Source organism: Streptomyces sp. 2131.1, assembly GCF_900105515.1.
Lineage (GTDB): Bacteria > Actinomycetota > Actinomycetes > Streptomycetales > Streptomycetaceae > Streptomyces > Streptomyces drozdowiczii.
Genome location: NZ_FNSY01000001.1, coordinates 6751854 through 6770813 on the forward strand (window position 1 = coordinate 6751854; position 18960 = coordinate 6770813).

The 18960-nt window shown below is 71.1% G+C and carries 20 protein-coding genes; 11 read left to right on the forward strand and 9 right to left on the reverse strand.

All coding sequences use genetic code 11. The features are described 5' to 3' along the window. Positions 1-14 precede the first annotated feature (14 nt). From BLW14_RS29995 to BLW14_RS30005, 3 genes are all read left to right on the forward strand, one after another. The gene (locus tag BLW14_RS29995; protein WP_093710248.1) at positions 15-728 is read left to right on the forward strand and encodes a DUF4230 domain-containing protein; all 714 of its coding nucleotides are present in this window, start codon (positions 15-17) and stop codon (positions 726-728) included. Positions 729-843: 115 nt separating this feature from the next. Next, the gene (locus BLW14_RS30000) at positions 844-1290 is read left to right on the forward strand and encodes a nitroreductase family deazaflavin-dependent oxidoreductase (RefSeq protein ID WP_018524484.1); all 447 of its coding nucleotides are present in this window, start codon (positions 844-846) and stop codon (positions 1288-1290) included. Between the two features lie 67 nt (positions 1291-1357). After that, positions 1358-1762: a DUF6221 family protein gene (locus BLW14_RS30005; protein WP_093710249.1), complete on the forward strand. Its 405-nt coding sequence runs from the start codon at positions 1358-1360 to the stop codon at positions 1760-1762. 28 nt (positions 1763-1790) lie between these two features. On the opposite strand, the gene BLW14_RS30010 is transcribed toward BLW14_RS30005, so the two are convergent. Further along, positions 1791-1979, reverse strand: a complete 189-nt coding sequence (locus tag BLW14_RS30010; RefSeq protein WP_026243223.1) for a DUF6381 family protein — start codon at positions 1977-1979, stop codon at positions 1791-1793. Between the two features lie 193 nt (positions 1980-2172). On the opposite strand from BLW14_RS30010, the gene BLW14_RS30015 reads away from it, so the two are divergent. From BLW14_RS30015 to BLW14_RS30025, 3 genes are all read left to right on the forward strand, one after another. After that, entirely contained in the window at positions 2173-3165 is a 993-nt protein-coding gene (locus BLW14_RS30015) for a GlxA family transcriptional regulator (RefSeq protein WP_093710250.1), read from the forward strand. 99 nt (positions 3166-3264) lie between these two features. Further along, a complete protein-coding gene (locus BLW14_RS30020; protein ID WP_093710251.1) occupies positions 3265-3888 on the forward strand; it encodes a cysteine hydrolase family protein in 624 nt (207 codons plus the stop codon). Between the two features lie 214 nt (positions 3889-4102). After that, positions 4103-5281: an acyltransferase family protein gene (locus tag BLW14_RS30025; protein ID WP_093710252.1), complete on the forward strand. Its 1179-nt coding sequence runs from the start codon at positions 4103-4105 to the stop codon at positions 5279-5281. A gap of 142 nt (positions 5282-5423) precedes the next feature. Here BLW14_RS30025 and BLW14_RS30030 read toward each other — a convergent pair whose 3' ends face one another. From BLW14_RS30030 to BLW14_RS30040, 3 genes are all read right to left on the reverse strand, one after another. After that, complete coding sequence (locus tag BLW14_RS30030; protein ID WP_093710894.1) at positions 5424-7595, reverse strand: TerD family protein; 2172 nt, start codon at positions 7593-7595, stop codon at positions 5424-5426. 70 nt (positions 7596-7665) lie between these two features. After that, entirely contained in the window at positions 7666-8637 is a 972-nt protein-coding gene (locus tag BLW14_RS30035) for an aldo/keto reductase (protein WP_093710253.1), read from the reverse strand. Positions 8638-8839: 202 nt separating this feature from the next. Beyond that, complete coding sequence (locus BLW14_RS30040; RefSeq protein ID WP_256332918.1) at positions 8840-9565, reverse strand: DUF4232 domain-containing protein; 726 nt, start codon at positions 9563-9565, stop codon at positions 8840-8842. 290 nt (positions 9566-9855) lie between these two features. Between BLW14_RS30040 and BLW14_RS30045 the strand changes: the two genes are divergently transcribed. Then, positions 9856-10629: a VOC family protein gene (locus tag BLW14_RS30045; protein ID WP_256332919.1), complete on the forward strand. Its 774-nt coding sequence runs from the start codon at positions 9856-9858 to the stop codon at positions 10627-10629. Positions 10630-10693: 64 nt separating this feature from the next. Here BLW14_RS30045 and BLW14_RS30050 read toward each other — a convergent pair whose 3' ends face one another. Next, positions 10694-11464: a uracil-DNA glycosylase gene (locus BLW14_RS30050; protein WP_093710256.1), complete on the reverse strand. Its 771-nt coding sequence runs from the start codon at positions 11462-11464 to the stop codon at positions 10694-10696. A gap of 147 nt (positions 11465-11611) precedes the next feature. On the opposite strand from BLW14_RS30050, the gene BLW14_RS30055 reads away from it, so the two are divergent. Continuing rightward, a complete protein-coding gene (locus tag BLW14_RS30055; protein WP_093710257.1) occupies positions 11612-11818 on the forward strand; it encodes a hypervirulence associated TUDOR domain-containing protein in 207 nt (68 codons plus the stop codon). 13 nt (positions 11819-11831) lie between these two features. Continuing rightward, entirely contained in the window at positions 11832-12356 is a 525-nt protein-coding gene (locus tag BLW14_RS30060) for a DUF488 domain-containing protein (protein WP_093710258.1), read from the forward strand. Here the strand turns inward: BLW14_RS30060 and sigJ are convergent. Then, a complete protein-coding gene (gene sigJ, locus BLW14_RS30065; protein ID WP_093710259.1) occupies positions 12338-13303 on the reverse strand; it encodes an RNA polymerase sigma factor SigJ in 966 nt (321 codons plus the stop codon). The two genes, BLW14_RS30060 and sigJ, sit on opposite strands and share 19 nt — an antisense overlap. Positions 13304-13471: 168 nt before the next feature. Here sigJ and BLW14_RS30070 point away from each other — a divergent pair, with 168 nt between their 5' ends. Then, complete coding sequence (locus BLW14_RS30070; RefSeq protein WP_093710260.1) at positions 13472-14785, forward strand: ATP-grasp domain-containing protein; 1314 nt, start codon at positions 13472-13474, stop codon at positions 14783-14785. A gap of 35 nt (positions 14786-14820) precedes the next feature. Beyond that, on the forward strand, positions 14821-16860 hold the full coding sequence (locus BLW14_RS30075) for a CocE/NonD family hydrolase (protein WP_093710261.1): 2040 nt from the start codon (positions 14821-14823) through the stop codon (positions 16858-16860). A gap of 9 nt (positions 16861-16869) precedes the next feature. Here BLW14_RS30075 and BLW14_RS30080 read toward each other — a convergent pair whose 3' ends face one another. From BLW14_RS30080 to BLW14_RS30090, 3 genes are all read right to left on the reverse strand, one after another. Continuing rightward, the gene (locus BLW14_RS30080) at positions 16870-18063 is read right to left on the reverse strand and encodes a PP2C family protein-serine/threonine phosphatase (RefSeq protein WP_093710262.1); all 1194 of its coding nucleotides are present in this window, start codon (positions 18061-18063) and stop codon (positions 16870-16872) included. A 192-nt stretch (positions 18064-18255) separates the two neighbouring features. Next, positions 18256-18609: a PRC-barrel domain-containing protein gene (locus BLW14_RS30085; protein WP_093710263.1), complete on the reverse strand. Its 354-nt coding sequence runs from the start codon at positions 18607-18609 to the stop codon at positions 18256-18258. Positions 18610-18754: 145 nt separating this feature from the next. After that, a complete protein-coding gene (locus BLW14_RS30090; protein WP_018550762.1) occupies positions 18755-18925 on the reverse strand; it encodes a hypothetical protein in 171 nt (56 codons plus the stop codon). Between the last annotated feature and the right edge of the window lie 35 nt (positions 18926-18960).

An 18960-nucleotide genomic window follows, 5' to 3' on the forward strand; every position in this document is an offset into this window, starting at 1 on the left:
GTCATACGAGCACTATGACCTCCACCGACTCGGCGACAGAACCGTCCAGAAAGCCCGAACCGGCCGACGACGGCGTCCGCCGCCGTCGCAACCGCCGCTGGGGCCGCGCCGCCGCCTTCTGCGCGGCCGCGCTGGCCCTGCTGTTCATCGGCACGCGCCTCAGCCTGCTGCCCGGACTGGGCGACTTACTGGGCGAGGAGACCCACGACCGCTCCGGTCCCGCGGTGCTCAAGTCCATCCAGGACATGGACCGCTACGAGGCGGCGGCCGGCAACTTCCAGGTCGTCGTCGACCTGGAGAAGGACACCAAGTTCGTCCCCGACGTGATCCGTGGCAAGCGCACGCTGTACGTCGGCGCCGGCACCGTGTCCGCGTACGTCGACCTCGGACAGGTGACCAGCGGCGGGGTGAAGGTCGACAAGGACCGCACCACCGCGGAGATCCGGCTCCCGCACGCCACCCTCGGCAAGCCGGCGATCGACCCCGACCGCTCCTACGCGGTGTCCAAGCAGCGCGGCATCCTCGACCGGCTCGGCGACTTCTTCTCCGACAACCCCGGCAGCGAACAGGCGGTCAACCAGCTGGCCGCACGTCACATCGGCGACGCCGCCAAGGAGAGCGGGCTGACGCAGCGCGCCGAGAAGAACACCACGGCCATGCTCAAGGGCCTGCTCGGTTCGCTCGGCTTCGAGACGGTCACGGTCCACTACGGCACCGCCGGCTCCTGACCGCGACACGACGGCGGCGGGGATTTTCCCGGCACCGCAAGTCGTTGAAGCCATGATGAGGTGCCCCGGCCGGCGACACGCCACGGCCGGACCGAACGACGATGGGACAGCACGCATGCCTCTCCAGGGCGAGTACGAACCGAGCCCCTCGCAGTGGGTTCGCGACCAGGTCGAGCAGTACGAGAGCTCGGGCGGCACGGAAGGGACGACGATGCGCGACATGCCGGTCATCGTCCTGACCACCCTGGGCGCCAAGTCCGGGAAGATCCGCAAGACCCCCCTGATGCGCGTCGAGCACGACGGCCTGTACGCGGTGGTCGCCTCCCAGGGCGGCGCCCCGACCCACCCCGTCTGGTACCACAACCTCAAGGCCGACCCGCGCGCCGAGCTCCAGGACGGGCCGGTGCGCCGGGACATGACGGCACGTGAGGTCACCGGCGAGGAGAAGGCCCGGTGGTGGGAGCGCGCGGTCGAGGCGTTCCCCGACTACGCCGACTACCAGAAGAAGACCGACCGGCAGATTCCGGTCTTCGTACTGGAGCCTGTCGACGGGAGCCACTGAGCCCCGGCGGGATAGTGTCCAGCTCGGCCCCCAGGGGGTGGGGCCGAGCGGAAGGATGCGAGACCAGATGACAGACAACTCCGACCTCGTCGCGTTCGTCCGGGCACGCCTCGACGAGGAAGAGGACCTCGCGCGGGCGGCCGGCGGCGAGGCATGGCGGTGCCCGGCACAGACGCCCGGCGAGATCCACGACCGGGGCGGCGCTATCGCCTTCACCCTGCGCACCCACGGCCACGACTACGACCGCCACATCGTCCGCCAGGACCCGGCCAGGACTCTCCAGCGCATCGAGACCAACCGGGTCCTCCTCGACGAGTACGCCGAGGTCGCCGCGCTCGACGTCGACCGCCCGCAGCGCGACTTCGCGTCCGGCCGGGCCTTCGGGCTCGGCTTCGTCGTCCGGCAGCTGGCCGCGGAGAGCGCCGGCCACCCCGACTACCAGGTGAAGTGGCTTCCCCGGTTCACCCAGTAGTCCCGAAGGGCCGCCGGCTCCGGGCGGATCAGAGCGCGTTCGTCCCGTGGTCGCCCTGGGTGGTCACCTGGTCGCTCCGCTCCCGGAGCCGGCGCGCCTTGTCCTGGAGGCGCTGCCGCTCCCGCGGGTCCGCCGCCCGGTCGGCGGCCTCCTGCATCTCCTGCGCCTTGGCCCGGATGCGCTGGGCCCGTCCGCCGGTTTCGTCCGCAACGCTCATGATCACTCCCGGTGCTCGGTGGACAGCCGACCACTCCAGCGAATCAGCGCGCGCCGGGCCCCGCATCTCGAACCGCCCCGGGCCCTCCGTCGTGCGGACCTCCCGAAGCCGCCTGCCCGTCGTCCCGCCCGGTGTCCGAATGTGACAGAGAACCGTCATTGCGGCCAACGCCGCGGTTGACGACGATGGGGACATGTCCACCGCACACCGCGTCGTCATCGCGGTCTTCCCCGGCGTCGACCTCCTCGACGTCTCCGGCCCCGCCGAGGTCTTCGCCCTGGCCAACAGGGTCTCCGAGGGCCGCGCCGGCTACCGGGTCCGGCTTGCCGGGCCCGAGGCGGGCGAGGTGCGGACCTCGGCCGGGGTGCGGCTGCTGACCGACCTGACCTTCGACGAGGTGGGCCGGGAGGTCGACACCCTGCTGGTGCCCGGAGCGGTCGACATGACCGACGTGGGGCCCGTCGCCCGGATCGACCCGGACATCGTGACGTGGGTGCGGGAGACCGCCCCGCACGCCCGGCGGGTGGCGTCCGTCTGTGTGGGCGCGCACCTGCTGGCCGCCGCCGGGCTCCTTGACGGCAGGACGGCGACCACCCACTGGTCGACCGCCGCCCAGCTCGCCGCCGCGCACCCGGAGGTCACGGTCGACGCGGACCCGATCTTCGTACGCGCCGACCGGGGGAGGGTGTGGACCGGGGCCGGCATCAGCGCCTGCCTGGACCTCGCGCTCGCCCTGGTGGCCGAGGACATGGGGGAGGACACCGCCCTCGCCGTGGCACGGCAGTTGGTGATGTACCTCAAGCGGCAGGGAGGGCAGAGCCAGTTCTCCGTACCGCTCAGCAGACCGGCGGCCTCGCGGCGCGACATCGACGAGCTGCGGCTGTGGATCGCCGACCACCTCGACGAGGACCTCTCCGCGCCGGTGCTCGCGGCACGGATGTGCCTGAGCGAGCGGCACTTCGCCCGGGTCTTCAAACAGGAGACCGGCGTCTCTCCCGCCGCCTATGTGGAGTCCGCCCGCGTCGAGGCGGCCCGCCGGCTCCTCGAAACCACCGACGACCCCCTCGACCGGGTGGCGGCCGTCGCCGGACTCGGGTCGGCTGAGACCCTGCACCGCGTATTCCGCCGGCAGATCGCCACCACACCCGCCGCCTACCGCCGCCGCTTCCGCACCCGCGCGGTCTGACCGCTCCAAATCTCCAACCCCCCGCCGTCACCGGCGACTTCCACGCACCCGGGCACGACGGACGGCTCCGCCATGCCCTCATCCGAGAAAGGCACCACCATGACCACCCACCAGCCCTCCGCGACGCTCCGCCAGGTGTCGGGCCTCGACTCCCGACTGCCCCGGCTCGCCGATTCCGTCCTCGTCCTGATCGACGTCCAGAACACGTACCGCACCGGCGTCATGGCCCTGGAGGGCGCCGAGGAGGCCGTCGCGGCCTGCGCCCGCCTGCTGGAGCGGGCCAGGGCCGCCGGCACCCCCGTCGTCCACGTCATACACGACGGCGGCGAGGGCTCCCCGTACGACATCCGGGAGTGGATCGGTGCGCTCAGCGACGAGGTGGCACCCCGGGACGGCGAGACGGTCGTCGTCAAGCAGTTCCCCAACTCCTTCCACCGCACGGAGCTGGAGAAGACCCTGACCGCACTGGGCGCGGAGCCCGGCAGCGGCAAGGAGCTGGTGCTCGCCGGATTCATGACCCACATGTGCGTCACCCACACCGCACAGGGCGCCTTCAACCTGGGCTACCGCCCCGCCGTCGTCGCCGAGGCCACCGCAACCCGCAGCCTCCCCGCCCCCGACGGCACGGTCGTACCGGCCGCGGCCCTCAAGACCGCCGCCCTGACCGCCATCGCCGACCTCTTCGCGCCCGTCGCCCTCACGGTCGACGACATCCCCGCCTGACCGGGCCCGGCCGCACCCCCGCGCGAGGGTGCGGCCGGTGGCGTCGCACTCCATAACACGGGGACCGGGCCTTCCCCCGTGGCTGCGAGCCACCTCATAGACGGTCTCAAGTGGTCCCCGAGCAAGGGCGCATACAAAGAGCGGTGAGCCTTCCCGGACCGCCCCCCCAGCTCCCCGCATCCCTCGCAGGACCATCCCCGAGATCGGAAAGCCCATGGCCACGGACCACATACTGACCCGCCCGGCACCACCCGTCACCGTCACCCGGGCCACCGACCCGAAGCCTCCCGCCATGTCCCGGCTGCCGTCGCTGACCGGTCTTCGGTTCCCCGCCGCCCTGGCCGTCTTCGTCCACCACGCCTTCCTGCCGATCGTCCCGCTCCGGCTGCTCGCCGACGACGGCACCGCGGACCGGCTGGCCGGCTGGTTCACCCAGGCCGGCGGGCTCGGCGTGACGTTCTTCTTCGTGCTCAGCGGCTTCGTCCTGACCTGGTCCGCCCGGGACAACGACACCACCAGGGGCTTCTGGCGGCGCAGGTTCGTCAAGATCTACCCGTTGTACGTGGTCACCTGGGCGCTGGCGGTCTCGCTGTTCGCGATGTACTACACCTCGGTCCGGCTGGCCGTCGCGAACCTGTTCATGCTCCATGTGTGGGTGCCGCAGTACATGACCAACTTCAGCGTGAACGCGCCGAGTTGGTCGCTCGCCGTCGAAGCGGTCTTCTACCTGGCCTTCCCGTTCCTGCTGCGGGCCTTCCGCCGCATCGACCCCCGCAACCTCAAGTACTGGATCACCGGAGCCTTCGCCGTGATCGCGGCCACCCCGGCACTGGCCTACGCCCTGTTCCCGGACTCCCCGCGCATCACCAGCGGCCACGAGAGCTCCGTCTCGCAGTACTGGTTCAGCTATGTGCTGCCGCCGGTCCGCATGGCCGACTTCGCCCTCGGCATCCTGGTCGCGCTCGCCGTCAAGCACGGGCGCTGGCGCAACATCGGCATGGCCTGGTCGGCCCTGCTGCTCGCCGCCTCGTACGCCGCGACCGCCTACGTGCCCTACCTCTACGGGCAGCGCGCCGTCATGATCGTGCCGATCGTGCTGCTCATCGCCGCCACCGCCACGGCCGACATCGAGGGCCGCGCCACCTGGTTCCGCGGCCGCGCCATGATCTGGCTGGGCGAGGTGTCGTTCGCCTTCTACCTGGTCCACTACATCGTGCTGTGCTCGCTGCGCTGGGCACTGGGGGAGGACCGGATGTTCTCCACCCCGGCCACCGTCGCCATGATGGCCGGTGCGGCCGTCACCTCGCTCCTGATGTCCTGGGCGCTCTACGCCTGGGTCGAGAAGCCCTTCGTACGCAAGTACAGCCGCCCCCGCAAGGCCGCGCGGGCCTGAGGCGACCACACCACACGACGACGCCGGGATGCCCTCGGGGCACCCCGGCGTGATGTCGGCGGCGAGGAAAGCGGAAGGACTATTTCGTAAGAGGAATGAGAAGGAAGTCCCTCCATGGCCTCGCCACGGGCAACGTTAGCAGTCAGGCCGGGATCAGGTCGCGCAGATTTTCCGGCGTGACGACCGCGGAATCCGGGTGCAGCCCGTCGGGCCGTTCCAGACCGATGTACGTGACCGGTCCGTCCGGGACCGACATGCCGTCCCACAGCGCGACCGTCGCCCCGCGCCCCTCGCGCAGGCCGGTGAGGTACCCGACCGTCAGGTACTCGCGTTCGACGATCCCGCTCAGCAGCGCCGCTACGGACACCCGGTTCCCCTCGACCCGGTTGGCGTTCGGCGCGCCCGTCAGGTACAGGTGCAGCCACTTGGCGCGCCAGCGGCCGTCGTCCCCGCGCAGGAACGCCAGCGGAAGTGCGACCCCTCCCCGCCCGCGCAGCTCGGACTTCATCCGGACCGTACGCGGCTCGAACGGGCGGCCCGCCTGCTCGGCGTCACGCGTCATGAACCCGAAGAACGACTCCTCGACGGCCTCGAAGCTCTCCCCGGAGAAGATGTTGACCTGCGGCACGATGAAGTCACCACGTACCGCGCCCAGCCGCAGATTGATGAACTCCGAGGCCCCGTCGGGTGCTTCCGTGATGTCTCCGGAGTGCTCGCCCTCGATCTCGGTGAGCGCGGTGTACGACAGCCAGCACACCGTCGCGTAACGGGCGTTGAGCATCAGCGCCGACAGATCGAAGTCGGTGGTGTGCTTCGCCTGCTTCCAGTACACGAAGAAGCGCAGCAGCTCGCCGTCCACAGGGGAGAGGGAGCCCCGGGGCAGCACCCCGAGGCCGGTCGCCGTCGACTTGCCGCTGAGCGGGAGCGCCACATCGAGGATGTCCGGATCGACCAGCAGCCGACCGCCCCCGGGCAGGCGGCGGGCCGCCTCGGCGTCCAGCGCGGCGACGAGGTGTTCCCGCGCGGACTCCGGGACCGGGGCGCGCCTGTCCTCGGCGACCCAGGCGCGGGCGCGCTGGTTGACGAAGAAGCGGCGCCCGGCCGGCTCCGTCCCCCGGTTGTGCAGGTGCTCGCGGACGGACAGCAGCACGCGGCCGGAGACCCGCGGGGCCACCCGCTCGGCGGCGGCCACGACGGCGTCGCGTTCCTCGTCGGTGCCGCAGACGCGCAGCAGTCGGTCCAGCGCGCGGAAGAGCTTGCCGGGCGCCGCCGCCAGGAGGTGTGCCGCGCCCGCGATGTCACCGGCGGCGAGCAGTTCCTCGACGCGGCTGTCGAAGGTCCGGGCCTCCTTCTCGCCCCGGGCGACGGCGAAGACCTCCGCTGCGTGCGGCCGGTCCGGGTACTCGTGCGGGTGCAGCCGCTCGCCGAGGCGCTTGAACGCCTCCCGGTGCGCGGAGACGTCGGCCAGCTTGGCGGGGGCCGCCGCGATCACGGCGTCCAGCCCGGCCATCAGGGCCCGGCGGACCGGCCGCGACAGCGAACGGAACCGGGTCGGTTCCACCAGGCTCACATCGCCGTCGCTCAGCGCGCACGCCAGGCGCAGCACATCGGTGACGGTGTCCAGCAGGAGGGCCCGGCCGGCGGCGAGGCGCGCCGTGTTGACGACGGCCCGGTTCTCGCGCACGGGTATCGTCTCCGGCTGCTCGCCGTCCACGCAGTGCGCGGCGAGCACACCGAGGTCGAGCAGGTGCTCCTCGTTCAGCGGGGTGCTGCTGCCGGCGAGGGCGAGGTAGAGCGCGGAGACCTCCTCGTCCGGGGAACCGCCCAGGTGCAGCACGGTCGTGCGGTCGCCCGCAGCGGCGATCAGCTCATCCTGGACGGCGAGCATCTCCTCGTACGTGTGCTGGTAGCGGCCGTAGGACGGCAGGGTCAGCAGGTCGACCGCCCCCGCGCTCAGCTGCTCGATGACGGCCGGGCGCGAGGTCTCGTCGAGCAGCGCGTCGGCCACGCACTCCCGCCAGAAGTCGAACGTGTCCGGCACGCCCGCCGGGAAGTCGATGAAGTAGCTGTTGTGCCGGACGTGGTCGCCCACCATCCCGCGCACGACGTCCAGCGTGAGCCGGGCGGTCTCCGTCACCGTCTCACCGGACAGGGCAGACAGATGCTCCAGCACCGGACCCGAGAGCTTGAAGCCCACGGACATGAGCGCGGAGTCGAACTGCCGGGCCGCCGCACCGCCTTGGCCGGCGGGCCCGGAGGGGGCGGGCAGGCGGAGGGTGTGCCGGATGACCAGAGGGTCGAGAACGTGTGACATCCGGGCATGCTCGCAGAACGCGCCGGGGCGGGGCACGCGAGTTTCCGTGCCCCGCCCCGGCGCTGCGGCGTCACTCCTTGATGAGGAGCTTCGCGATGTCCTCGTCCGTGCGGTTGCCGTGGATCTCGATGCCGGCGAGTGCCGTCTCGATCCGCGCGAACTCCTCGGCGGTCAGCTCGACATCGGCGGCGCTCAGGTTCTCCTCGACGCGCTCGATCCTGCGGGAGCCGGGGATCGGGACGATGAAGTCCTTCTTGTGCAGCATCCAGGCCATCGAGACCTGAGCGGGCGTAGCGTTCTTCTCGCGCCCGAACTCGGTGAGCAGGTCGAGGAGGGGTTGGTTCGCGCGGATGTTGTCCTTGTCGAAGCGGGTGATGACGCGGCGGACGTCCGCTCCCGGGTACGTGTCCTCCGCGGTGATCCGGCCGCTGAGGAAGCCCGTGGCGAGCGGCGAGAAGGCGACGAAACCGATGCCCAGCTCCTCGCAGGCGGGGATCACGTCCCGCTCGAACATCCGCTCCATCAGGGAGTACTCGCTCTGGATGGCGGTCAGCGGCGTCACGGCGTGTGCGCGGCGGATCTGCTCCTCGGTCGCCTGCGACTGTCCCCAGCCGAGGATCTTGCCCTCGGCGATCAGCTCGCCCATGACACCGGCGACGTCCTCGACGGGCACCGAGTCCGGCACCCGGTGCTGGTAGTACAGCTCCACGTGGTCGGTACGCAGACGGGTCAGGGACGCGTCGATCTTCTCCCGGATCTGCTTGCCGAGTTCGGCGGGGGAGATGGGTCCGCCCAGGTAGAACTTGGTGGCCAGGACGACCTGGTCACGGATCGGGGCCAGGGCTGGACCGACCAACTCCTCGTTGGCGCCGGCCGCGTAACCCTCCGCGGTGTCGAAGAACGTGCACCCCAGGTCGAACGCCTTACGGATGAGCCCGGTGGCCTCTTCGGCGCTCACGCCGGACCCGTAACCCTGACTGAGGCCCATGGCCCCCAGGCCGACGGCGGAGACGTCGAGGTGTCCGATGGTCCTGGTCTTCATGTGCGGTGGTCCTCTCCGACGGCACCGGGACGACCCCACGCGGGGGAGGGGCGCGTGGGGTGGTTCCGTCCGCCGCGGTCTGGGTCGGCCGGGGTGGCGGCGACGGGGCGGAGCCGCCTCCGTACGCCGGTTCGACGGTGCCCCCGAACACCGGAGTCCCGGTCGAGCCCCGGTCGCGAAGCCACGCCGACGCGCCCGGGGGTCAGCCCTCCACGGAGGTGGTCGTGAACCGGTTGCCGCAGACGCGGACCTGGGGGTCGCGCAGGGTGAGCGCCTCCTTGGAGCCCGGCGGGTAGACCCGCAGGTAGGCGGCCTGCTTCCAGCAGCCGCCGTCCGCGATGCCCTGGTTCAGCGTGTGCAGGACGACATGGGCCGTCCTGCCGGCGCCGATCACCGTCGACCCGTGCGAAGCGCCGTCGCGCTTGGCCGGTTTGCCGATGACGCTGCCGTCGCGCTGGATCAGGGACACGCCGGGGAAGCCGTTGAGGGTGCAGGAACGGGAGGACTTGTTCACGAAGGTGAGGTCGTAGTAGACCTGCCCGGCGCCACCGTCGCCCTGCTTCACGCTCATGCCGAGGCCGTCCGCCGTGCACCGTCCCGGGCCCGCCGCGTCGGCGTCCGAGCCGCCGCTCGCGCTGGGCGACGAGGCCGGCGGCGCGGAGTCCGAGGGCGCGGGATCGGTCGACGGCTGTGACGAGGCCGGCGAGGGGGTAGTGGACCCGGCGTGGGCCGCGGGCGAGGCCGAGGCGTCCGAGGCGGAGCCGCCGTCGTCGCAGCCCGCCGCGACGACCGCGAACGACATCATCGCGACGGGCACGAGGAGGCGACGGCGGAGCCTGCGAGCTCTCCCGGCGGCCTCGCGGTCTCGCGGACGAGGCGCGTGCTCGAACGGGTCGGAGGTGGCGTTGATGCGAGAAAGTGAGCCCATAACGGACGCCTGCTCGATATTCGGTACTCCGAACCTGATGATTTCGCAAAATCGCCGCCAGGCCCGGATGGGTACTCCGGACGGCTCCCGCAGCGACTCCAGGGCCGCTCCATCCGCACACCACCGGGGCCGCGCACCGTGCCCTCTACCGGCCGTCGGCCCACCTGGGCGCCGTGGCGGGAGGGGCCGTCCCTGCCCACCGCGAGCTCGTCCCGCGCACACGGGCCGCAGTCTGGGCTCACGCCGCCGGGCGGGGCGCGGTGCGGAACAGTGGCTGTGGAGGAGAGCTGATGTCTGCGTCTGCCGCGGAGCATGTGGTGCCCGCGCCGGGTGTTCCGTGCTGGGTCAACCTGATGGTCGGCGACCTGCCGGCCGCCACCGCCTTCTACACGGCCGTGCTCGGCTGGGAGTTCCGGTCCAGTCTGCTGGGCGATCAATTCCTGGTCGCCTCGCAGGACGGCTCCCCGGTGGCCGGGATCGGGGCCCGCCGGCCCGGTCTCGCGCCGGCCTCCGTGTGGACGCCGTACTTCGCCGTACGGGACGCCGACGTGACGGCGGCCCGCATCAAGGAGCGCGGCGCCACCCTCGCCGTGGGCCCGATCGCGCTGGGCGACGGGCGTGCCGGTCTCGCCGCCGACCGGGACGGGGCGGCCTTCGGCTTCTGGCAGGGCCCCACGCTCGCCTGGGTGTACGGGCAGGCGGGCGCCGCCCCCTCCCGGCTCGACCTGCGGACCCGGGACGCGGCCGAGGCGACCGCGTTCTACGCCCAGGTCTTCGGCTGGGCCGCGGAACCGGAGATCGCCGTCGCCCACCACCCCGACCGGATCCTGGTCGAGCGGGCCGGACGCGCCGTCGTGGCGCTGCGCGGGGGAGCGGCCCACACCTCACCGGAGCCCCTGCTGCGCCCGCGCTGGCTGGTGAACTTCGCCGTGGACGACGTCGAGCGCGCCGTGGCCGCCGCCCTCGCGGCCGGCGGGAGCAGTCCGGGCCCGGAGGAGGGGGCGTCGCGGACCCTGCGCGACCCGGACGGCGGCCTGTTCAGCCTGAGCCCCCGGACACCGTGAGCCCCCGGACACCCTGACACTTCGGACACCCTGGTCGGGCACGCCGACCCCCGCACCGGCCGGCTCACTCCGGGGCCGGCCGCACGACGGGCAGCCCCGCCGTCCCGGCCGCCTCGGCCAGCACCTCGCGGAGCATCGCCGGAGTGAGGCGGCCGGTGAAGACGTTGCGCTGGCTGACGTGGTAGCAGCCGAACACGGTCAGCGGGTCGTCCGCTCCGTCGGCCGGGGCCAGCACCGTACGGACACCGTGGCCGAACGCCGGCCTCGGCCGCGGCACTTGCCGCCCGGCCCGCTCCAGGGCCGCCAGGGTCGCCTGCCAGCCGAAGCCGCCGAGCACGACGAGGGACCGCACCGTGGGCCGCAGCAGCTGGAGCTCCCGGGCCAGCCACGGGCGGCAGGTGTCCCGCTCGCCCGGCGTGGGCCGGTTGTCCGGCGGCGCGCAGTGCACGGGGGACGTCACCCGGACCCCGTACAGCTCCAGGCCGTCGTCCAGGTCCGTCACCGTGGACCGGGATGCCAGCCCCAGCTCGTACAGCGTGGCGTACAGGAGGTCGCCGGCCCGGTCGCCGGTGAACATCCGGCCGGTCCGGTTCCCGCCGTGCGCGGCGGGCGCCAGGCCCGTGATCGCCAGGGAGGCGTCGGGGGGCCCGAAGCCGGGTACGGGGCGCGCCCAGTACTCCCAGTCGCGGAACGCGGGGCGCTTGACGCGTGCGGTCTCCTCCCGCCACTCCACGAGACGGGGACAGGCGCGGCACCGGACCAGCTGCTCGTCGAGGGCGGCCAGCGTACGAGAGCCGGCGGCAGCCCGTACGGGGTAGTCCTCGGCGGTGCACATGATGGACCCGCTTCCCCGTCCTGCCGACGCGTTGACGGCGGCCGCGCCCCGGTGGCGTACCGCTCGAAATGAGCGTACCCACGGCGGATGGGACCATGGCGGGTGAAACGGATCCGCTCGCCACGAGAAGAGAAGGGAAGCCGGACCATGAAGGATTTCGCCGTCGGGGACCATGTGCGATGGAACTCCGAAGCCGGTCACGTCGAAGGCGTCATCACCGGCAAACACACGAGCGACGTCGAATTCAAGGGGCGCACCCGGCACTGCAGCAAGGAGGAGCCGCAGTACGAGATCAAGAGCGACAAGACCGGTCACCTCGCCATGCACAAGGGCAGCGCGTTGAAGAAGGCCTGATGGGGGCGGTGCGGTGAACCGGATCTGCACGATCGGCCATTCGACGCGCGAGTTCGGCGAACTGGTGGACCTGTTGCGGCGGAACGACGTCACCCTGCTGGCCGATGTGCGCTCCTATCCGTCGTCCAGAAAACTCCCGCAATGGAATCAGCGGAACATCATCGATTCCCTGCCGCCCGATATCGGCTACCGGTGGCTGAAGAAGCTCGGGGGCCGCCGCCACACCCCGAAAGGCGTGGAGAGCGAGAACGGCGCCTGGCGGGTCAAGGCCTTTCGCGACTACGCCGATTACATGGCGACGGACGCCTTCCGGGAAGGGCTGGACGAGCTGCTGGCACTCGCCGAGCACGAGCGGCCCGCGATCATGTGCAGCGAGGCCGTGCCCTGGCGCTGCCACCGCCGGCTGATCACCGACGCGCTGATCGTCGCGGGCGCCGGGGTCGTCGACATCATGTCCCCCACATCGACGCGGCCCGCGTCTCTGAACGAGGACGCGCGGGTCCGCGACGGACGGCTGACCTACCCGCCCCACGACTGAGGGCCGTGCCCGGGCCACGGCCGCAGCTTCTCCGGGTTGCGCACCGCCCAGATCCGGTGGACGCGGTCCCCGGTGAGACCGAACGCGGCCACCGTGACGGTGACCCCGGCGTGCTGGGCGACCAGCCCCGGCCTGCCGTTCACCGTCCGCTCCAGCAGGACGAGATCGGGCAACTTGTCCGCGAAGTGGCACAGGTATTGGGCGACGCGCTCCCCGCCCTCCACCGGACGCAGCGCCGCCCCGGCCAGCCCGCCGCCGTCCGTGACCATCGTCGCCTCGGGGTCCAGCAGGCCGATCAGGGCCCCGATGTCCTTCGCCTCCCACGCCTCCTTGAAATCCCGGACGAGGGCCCCCTGCCCGGTCGCCGGCCCCGTTCCGGCCCGGGCGTCGCGCAGGCGCCGCCGGGCCGAAGCGGCGAGCTGGCGGCAGGCCGGGGCGCTGCGGCCGACGATTTCGGCCACCTCCGCGAAGGGGTACCGGAAGACGTCGTGCAGGATGAACGTCACCCGCTCCGCCGGTGTCATGGACTCCAGCACGACCAGGAAGGCCATGTTCACGGACTCGTCCAGGGTGACCCGGTCCGCCGGGTCCGCCGGCTCGTCCCGGCCGCTGCCGGTGCGCCCGCCCACCCACTCCGAACGGTCGGGCAGCGGCTCCGGTATCCACTCGCCGACGTAACGCTCCCGTCTGACCCGCGCCGAGCCCAGCACATCGAGGCAGACCCGGCTGGCCACCGTCGTCAGCCATGCCCCGGGCGACGCGACGGCCTCCTGCCGCTCCGGTGACATCGCGTACCAGCGGGCGTACGTCTCCTGTACGGCGTCCTCCGCCTCGGCGACCGAACCGAGCATCCGGTAGGCGAGGTTCATCAGCTGCCGGCGCTCGCCGACGACGGCGCTCAGCTCCGGTTCGGACCGCTCGTTCCCCGCGTCGGAAGGTGTGCTCATGTGCGTGACCGCTCCTGGTTCTCGTCGTCCGTTGTCCCGTCGAGGGTTCGACGGAACAGCGTGCCGGAACGTGAGGCGCAGTCCACCCCCTCCGAGGGCGGGCACCGGTCCGGCCATTGATCCGGCCGATGGAGGGTACGCGGCGTGGACCCCACGAAAGGACGACGCGTGTCGCCACAGCGCAAGAACATCTTCGTCATCGGCCTCGACGAGGCGAACCTGCCGACCCTGAACGCCGTCCCCGACGCGGACGCCTGCCACTTCCACCCCCTGCTGAGCATCGAGGAGTTGCAGGGTGGCGAGGTGTCCGTCGACGACCTGATGGACCGGGCGCGCGCGGTCCTCGACGCGCACGAGGGCAGCATCGACGCGATCGTCGGCTACTGGGACTTCCCCGTCAGCACCCTCGTACCGATGCTCGGCCGCGAGTACGGCACCCGCACCACCAGCCTCGAATCCGTCGTCAAGTGCGAGCACAAGTACTGGAGCCGGCTGGAACAGCGGAAGGCCGTTGACGCCCTGCCCGCCTTCGGCCGCGTCGACCTCGACAGCGACGACCCGCAGCCGCCGGAGGGCGTGAGCTTCCCCATGTGGGTCAAGCCCGCCCTCGCGTACTCCTCGGAACTCGCCTACGGAGTCGAGGACATGGAGGAGTTCCGCACCGCCGTCGAGACCATACGCAAGGGCATCGGCCGGGTCGGCAAGCCCTTCGACGCCGTGCTCGAACTCCTCGACCTCCCGCCGGAGATGGAGGGTGTCGGCGGACAGGTCTGCCTCGCCGAGGAGGCCATGACCGGCATCCAGGTCGCCGTCGAGGGCTACGCGAACAACGGCGAGGTGACCGTCTACGGGGTGCTCGACTCCATCAACTACCCCGATTCGCCCTGCTTCCTGCGCCACCAGTACCCGAGCACCCTGCCCCCGGCAGTCGTCCACCGGCTGCACGACGTGAGCGAGCGGACCATCCGGCAGATCGGCATGGACGCCGCCACCTTCAGCATCGAGTACTTCTACGACCCGAAGACCGGCGAGGTCAGCCTGCTGGAGATCAACCCCCGGCACTCCCAGTCCCACGCGGAACTCTTCCAGTACGTCGACGGCGTCCCCAACCACCACCGTATGATCCGCCTCGCCCTCGACGAGGACCCCGTCGTGCCCGGCGGCGACGGCCCGTACCGCATGGCCGCCAAGTGGTACTACCGCTGGTTCGGCGAAGGCACCGTACGCGAGGTGCCCACCCCCGAGGAGCTCGCCGCCATCGAACGCGAGATACCCGGCGTCCGCATCGACATGGTTCCCTCGGAGGGACAGAAACTGTCCACCGTGCCGGGGCAGGACAGCTACAGCTACGAGATCGCCCACATCTTCACCGGCGCGGACGACGAGGAGGGCCTGCGGCGCAAGTTCGACCAGTGCGTCGCGGCGCTCGGCCTCAGCTTCGACGACACCGCACCGGGCGGCCGCGACGTCAAGGCGTCCTGAACCCGGCCGTGAAGAGGAAGGAGCAGAGCACGAGTATGCGACACGTCGACCGACTGCCGTACGAGGTAAGCCAAGAGGACCACGTCACCATCACCATGTCGGACGGGGTCCGGCTGTCGGCGAGGATCTGGCGCCCCACCACCTCCGACCGCCAACCGGTCCCGGCGATCCTGGAGGCGATCCCCTACCGCAAGAACGACCTGACCTCCACCCGCGACGCCATCCACCACCCGTACATCGCGGGCCACGGCTACGCCTGTGTACGCGTGGACCTGCGGGGGACCGGTGAATCCGAGGGCGTCCTGCTCGACGAGTACCTGGAACGGGAACAGCGCGACGCCGAGGAAGTGCTCGCCTGGCTGGCGGCACAGCCCTGGTGCGACGGCCACACCGGCATGATGGGCATCTCCTGGGGCGGGTTCGCCGCACTCCAGGTCGCCGCCCGCCGGCCGCCGAGCCTGGGCGCCATTGTCATCGCGTCCTTCACGGACGACCGGTACGCGGACGACATGCACTACGTCGGCGGCGCGATGCTCTCCGACAACCTGGCAGAGGCGGGCACCATGTTCGCCTACTCCACCTGCCCGCCCGACCCCGCCGCCGTCGGCGACCGCTGGCGGGACATGTGGCACGAACGTCTGGACTCCGCCCGCCCCTGGGTCCTCGAATGGCTGCGCCACCAGGAACGCGACGACTACTGGCGGCACGCCTCGCTCAGTGAGGACTACCAGGCGCTGCGGTGCCCCGTACTGGCCTCCAGCGGCTGGGCGGACGGCTACTCCAACGCCGTCACCCGGCTCCTGAGCCGCGTCGACGTCCCCCGTAAGGGACTCATCGGGCCCTGGTCGCACAAGCTGCCCCACCTCGGCGAGCCCGGCCCGGCCATCGGGTACCTCCAGGAGGTCGTCCGCTGGTGGGACCACTGGCTCAAGGGCGTCGAGAACGGCGTCATGGAAGGCCCCATGATCCGCGCCTGGATGCAGGAGAGCGTGCCCCCGTCCACCTCCTACCAGGAGCGTCCCGGCCGGTGGGTGGGGGAGCCGAGCTGGCCCTCCCCGCACATCGCGGAGGTGCCCCACCCCCTCCGCGACCACCGCATCGTCCGCGGCGACGGGGCGCCGGCTGCCCAGCCCGGGGTGGAGCGCGTCCACACCGTGCAATCTCCCCTGTCCGTAGGTCAGTTCGCCGGCAAGTGGGCCTCGTACAACGCCCCGCCGGACCTGCCCTACGACCAGCGCGAGGAGGACGGCGGCTCGCTGGTCTTCGAGACCGATCCGCTGGAGGAACGCGTCGAGATCCTCGGCGCCCCCTCGGTGGACCTGCTGGTCTCCTCCTCCCGCGAGACCGGCCAGGTGGCGGTGCGCCTGTCCGACGTGGCACCCGACGGCCGGGCCACCCGGGTCACCTACGGGGTGCTCAACCTCGCCCACCGCTCCGGCGCCGACCGGCCCGAACCCCTGGAGCCCGGCGAGGCATACCCCGTACGGGTTCCCCTCAACGGTGTCGCCCAGGTCTTCCCGGCCGGTCACCGCATCCGGCTCTCGCTCTCCACCTCGTACTGGCCGCTGGTCTGGCCCGCCGCCGCGCCCGTCTGCCTGAGCGTGTACGAGAGCGGCAGCCGCCTCACGCTGCCCGTGCGGCCCGCCGAGGCGCCCGACGAGATGCCTCCGGTTCCGTTCGGCGAGCCGGAGGGATGCCCACCCCCCGACGTCACCCAGCTCACCGAACCCGAACAGGCGTGGAGGGTGACGAGGAACCTGGTCGACTACCACTCCGCGCTCGACATCGCGAAGGACCGGGGACTCCAGCGGTTCGAGGACAATGGCATCGAGGTCGGCCTGCGGGCCTGCGAGAGGTACACCTCCGTCGCGGACGACTTCGGCTCGGTCAGCGGCGAGTCCGCCTGGACCATGCGGTTCCGGCGCCCCGGCTGGGACGTACGCGTGGAGACCCGCACCATGATGACCTCCGACGACACCGCGTTCCACGTGGACGCCACCCTCGACGGCTACGAGGACGGCCGCCGGGTCTTCTCCCGCACCTGGAACGAGAGCGTGCCGCGGGCGAGCCTCTGAGCGCCGGCCTCAGGCCGACGGCGGGCTGGGGCGCCACTCCAGCATCATGATCGTGGCGTCGTCGCTCAGCCGGTCGTGCTGATACTCCCGGATGTTGTGGATGAGCTGCCGGAGAGCCTCCGAAGCGGGCTCTCCGGCAGCGGTGGCCCGGATGATCGACGTCGTGAACCGGTTCAGACCGAACTGGCTGCCGTCCGCCATCCGGGCCTCTGTCACGCCGTCGGTGTACAGCAGCACGCGGTCCCCCGGTTCCAGGGGCACCTCGTGGAGCACCCGTTCCGCCTCGCCGATCACTCCCGGGGTGCCCATGGGCGGCTCGCTGGGGCGGGCGAGCGCGTTGTCCAGGACTCGGTTGTTCCGGATCAGCAGCGGCGGCGGGTGGCCGCAGTTGATCCAGCTCAGGATCCCACTGGACATGTCCAGCTGCGCGGCGATGCCGGTACAGAACTGGTCGGGCAGCCACTCGGCCAGGACGTCGTCGACGGTCTTGACGAGTTCCCGCAGCCCCGACCCCTTGCGGCGGGAACTCCGGCAGCCGGCCATCGCGAGGGCGCTGGTCATCCCGGACGCCAGGTTGTGGCCCATCGCGTCGAGGATCACGGCGTGCAGCGTCGACTCGGTGAGCGAGTGGTCGAAGGCGTCGCCGCCCAGCTCGTACGCCGGCTCCAGCACGGCGGTGGACAACGCGCGCTCCTCACCGACCGCACGCGGCGGCAGCAGGGCCCGGACCATCTCGGCGGGGAGCGTCATGGTCTCGGTCCTGGCCCGCTGCACGAACCGGTCGCTGAACGCGCGCTTGGACGTGATGGCCATCGCCAGGACGGACGCCAGGCTCCGGCACCGCTCCAGCGCGGTCCTGTCCAGCGCGTCGACCTGGACGCCGATGACTCCCAGCCGTTCCACCCCGTCCACCAGCGGCAGCCAGGCGATCAGCGTCTCGGTGTCGGTCGTCTCGACGCGCAACGCCAGTGAGCGGAAAGCCGAACCGGCCAAGGAGGCGTCCACCCGGAGCTGGGCCTCCCCCGAGAGCGGGGACAGGCATTGCTGCTGAAGGTCGACGATGTAGATCTCGACCCTGCGCAGACCCAGCAGCCCCGCGTACCGGTTGACCAGAGCGGGAATATCGGTCGGTGCCGTGGCGTGCACCTCGGCCATGAACCCGTGTAGGAACCGCTCACCTTCACTGGTGGGGGAGTTGTTCATCAGGGTTATCACCCGTCCGGCAGATGTGTGTGCGCACTGAGGAAAGCCAACAGCCCTCCCGCCCCCGCCCGCCAGTCGGGCGAGCCATTCGGCTGACCGGCCCGGCCCGCCCGGTCCGAGGGTGCCGCAAGGAAGAAAGAAAGGAGGGCCGCCCGGGAATTCCCGGGCGGCCCTCCTTTCACGCTGTGTGGATCAGGCGCGACGGTGGCCGTGGTAGTAGCCGCCGATCTGCTCGTGATATCCCGGGTCGTTCGTGTGCTTGTCCTTGTCGAACTCGGGCGAATCCTTGATCTGCTCCTTGGTGAGGTCGACGAAGATCTTGCGCTCGTCCGCGTCGACGCTGCGCACGGTGCCGGCCGGCAGCAGGACGTGCTTGCCGAAAATCCAGACACCGGTATCCACCACGAGGTACGAGGAGTCGACTTCGTCCGAGTGCTTGTCGACCTTGCCGATGCTCCCGTCGGCGGCCTCCACCTTGAAGCCGATCAGGTCGGTCCCGGCGATGTGGCCGGCGGTCGGCTGGTAGCCCCAGATGTTGTCACTCATAAAACGCTCCTTCGTCGTGATCCACTGTTTCTCGGAACTCCGCGTGCCCCTCATCGCGAGCCGTACACACGGGAATTGAAAAGAAAAATGGGAGGTCCCGGCGCAGGTGCCGGGACCTCCCATTCTGTTGGTCCGGGTCGATCAATTACCAGCGGTACCAGCGGCCACGCTTTCCGCCGCCGCCCGCCGGGCGGACGACGAAACCGAGCAGCCACACCACAAGTACGGCGATGGCTATCCACCACAGGGCCTTCAGGGCGAAACCCGCCCCGAAGAGAATGAGTGCAAGCAGAAGAACCAGAATGATCGGAACCATGGGTATCAACCTCCGAAGCATCGGATGCCCCCGCC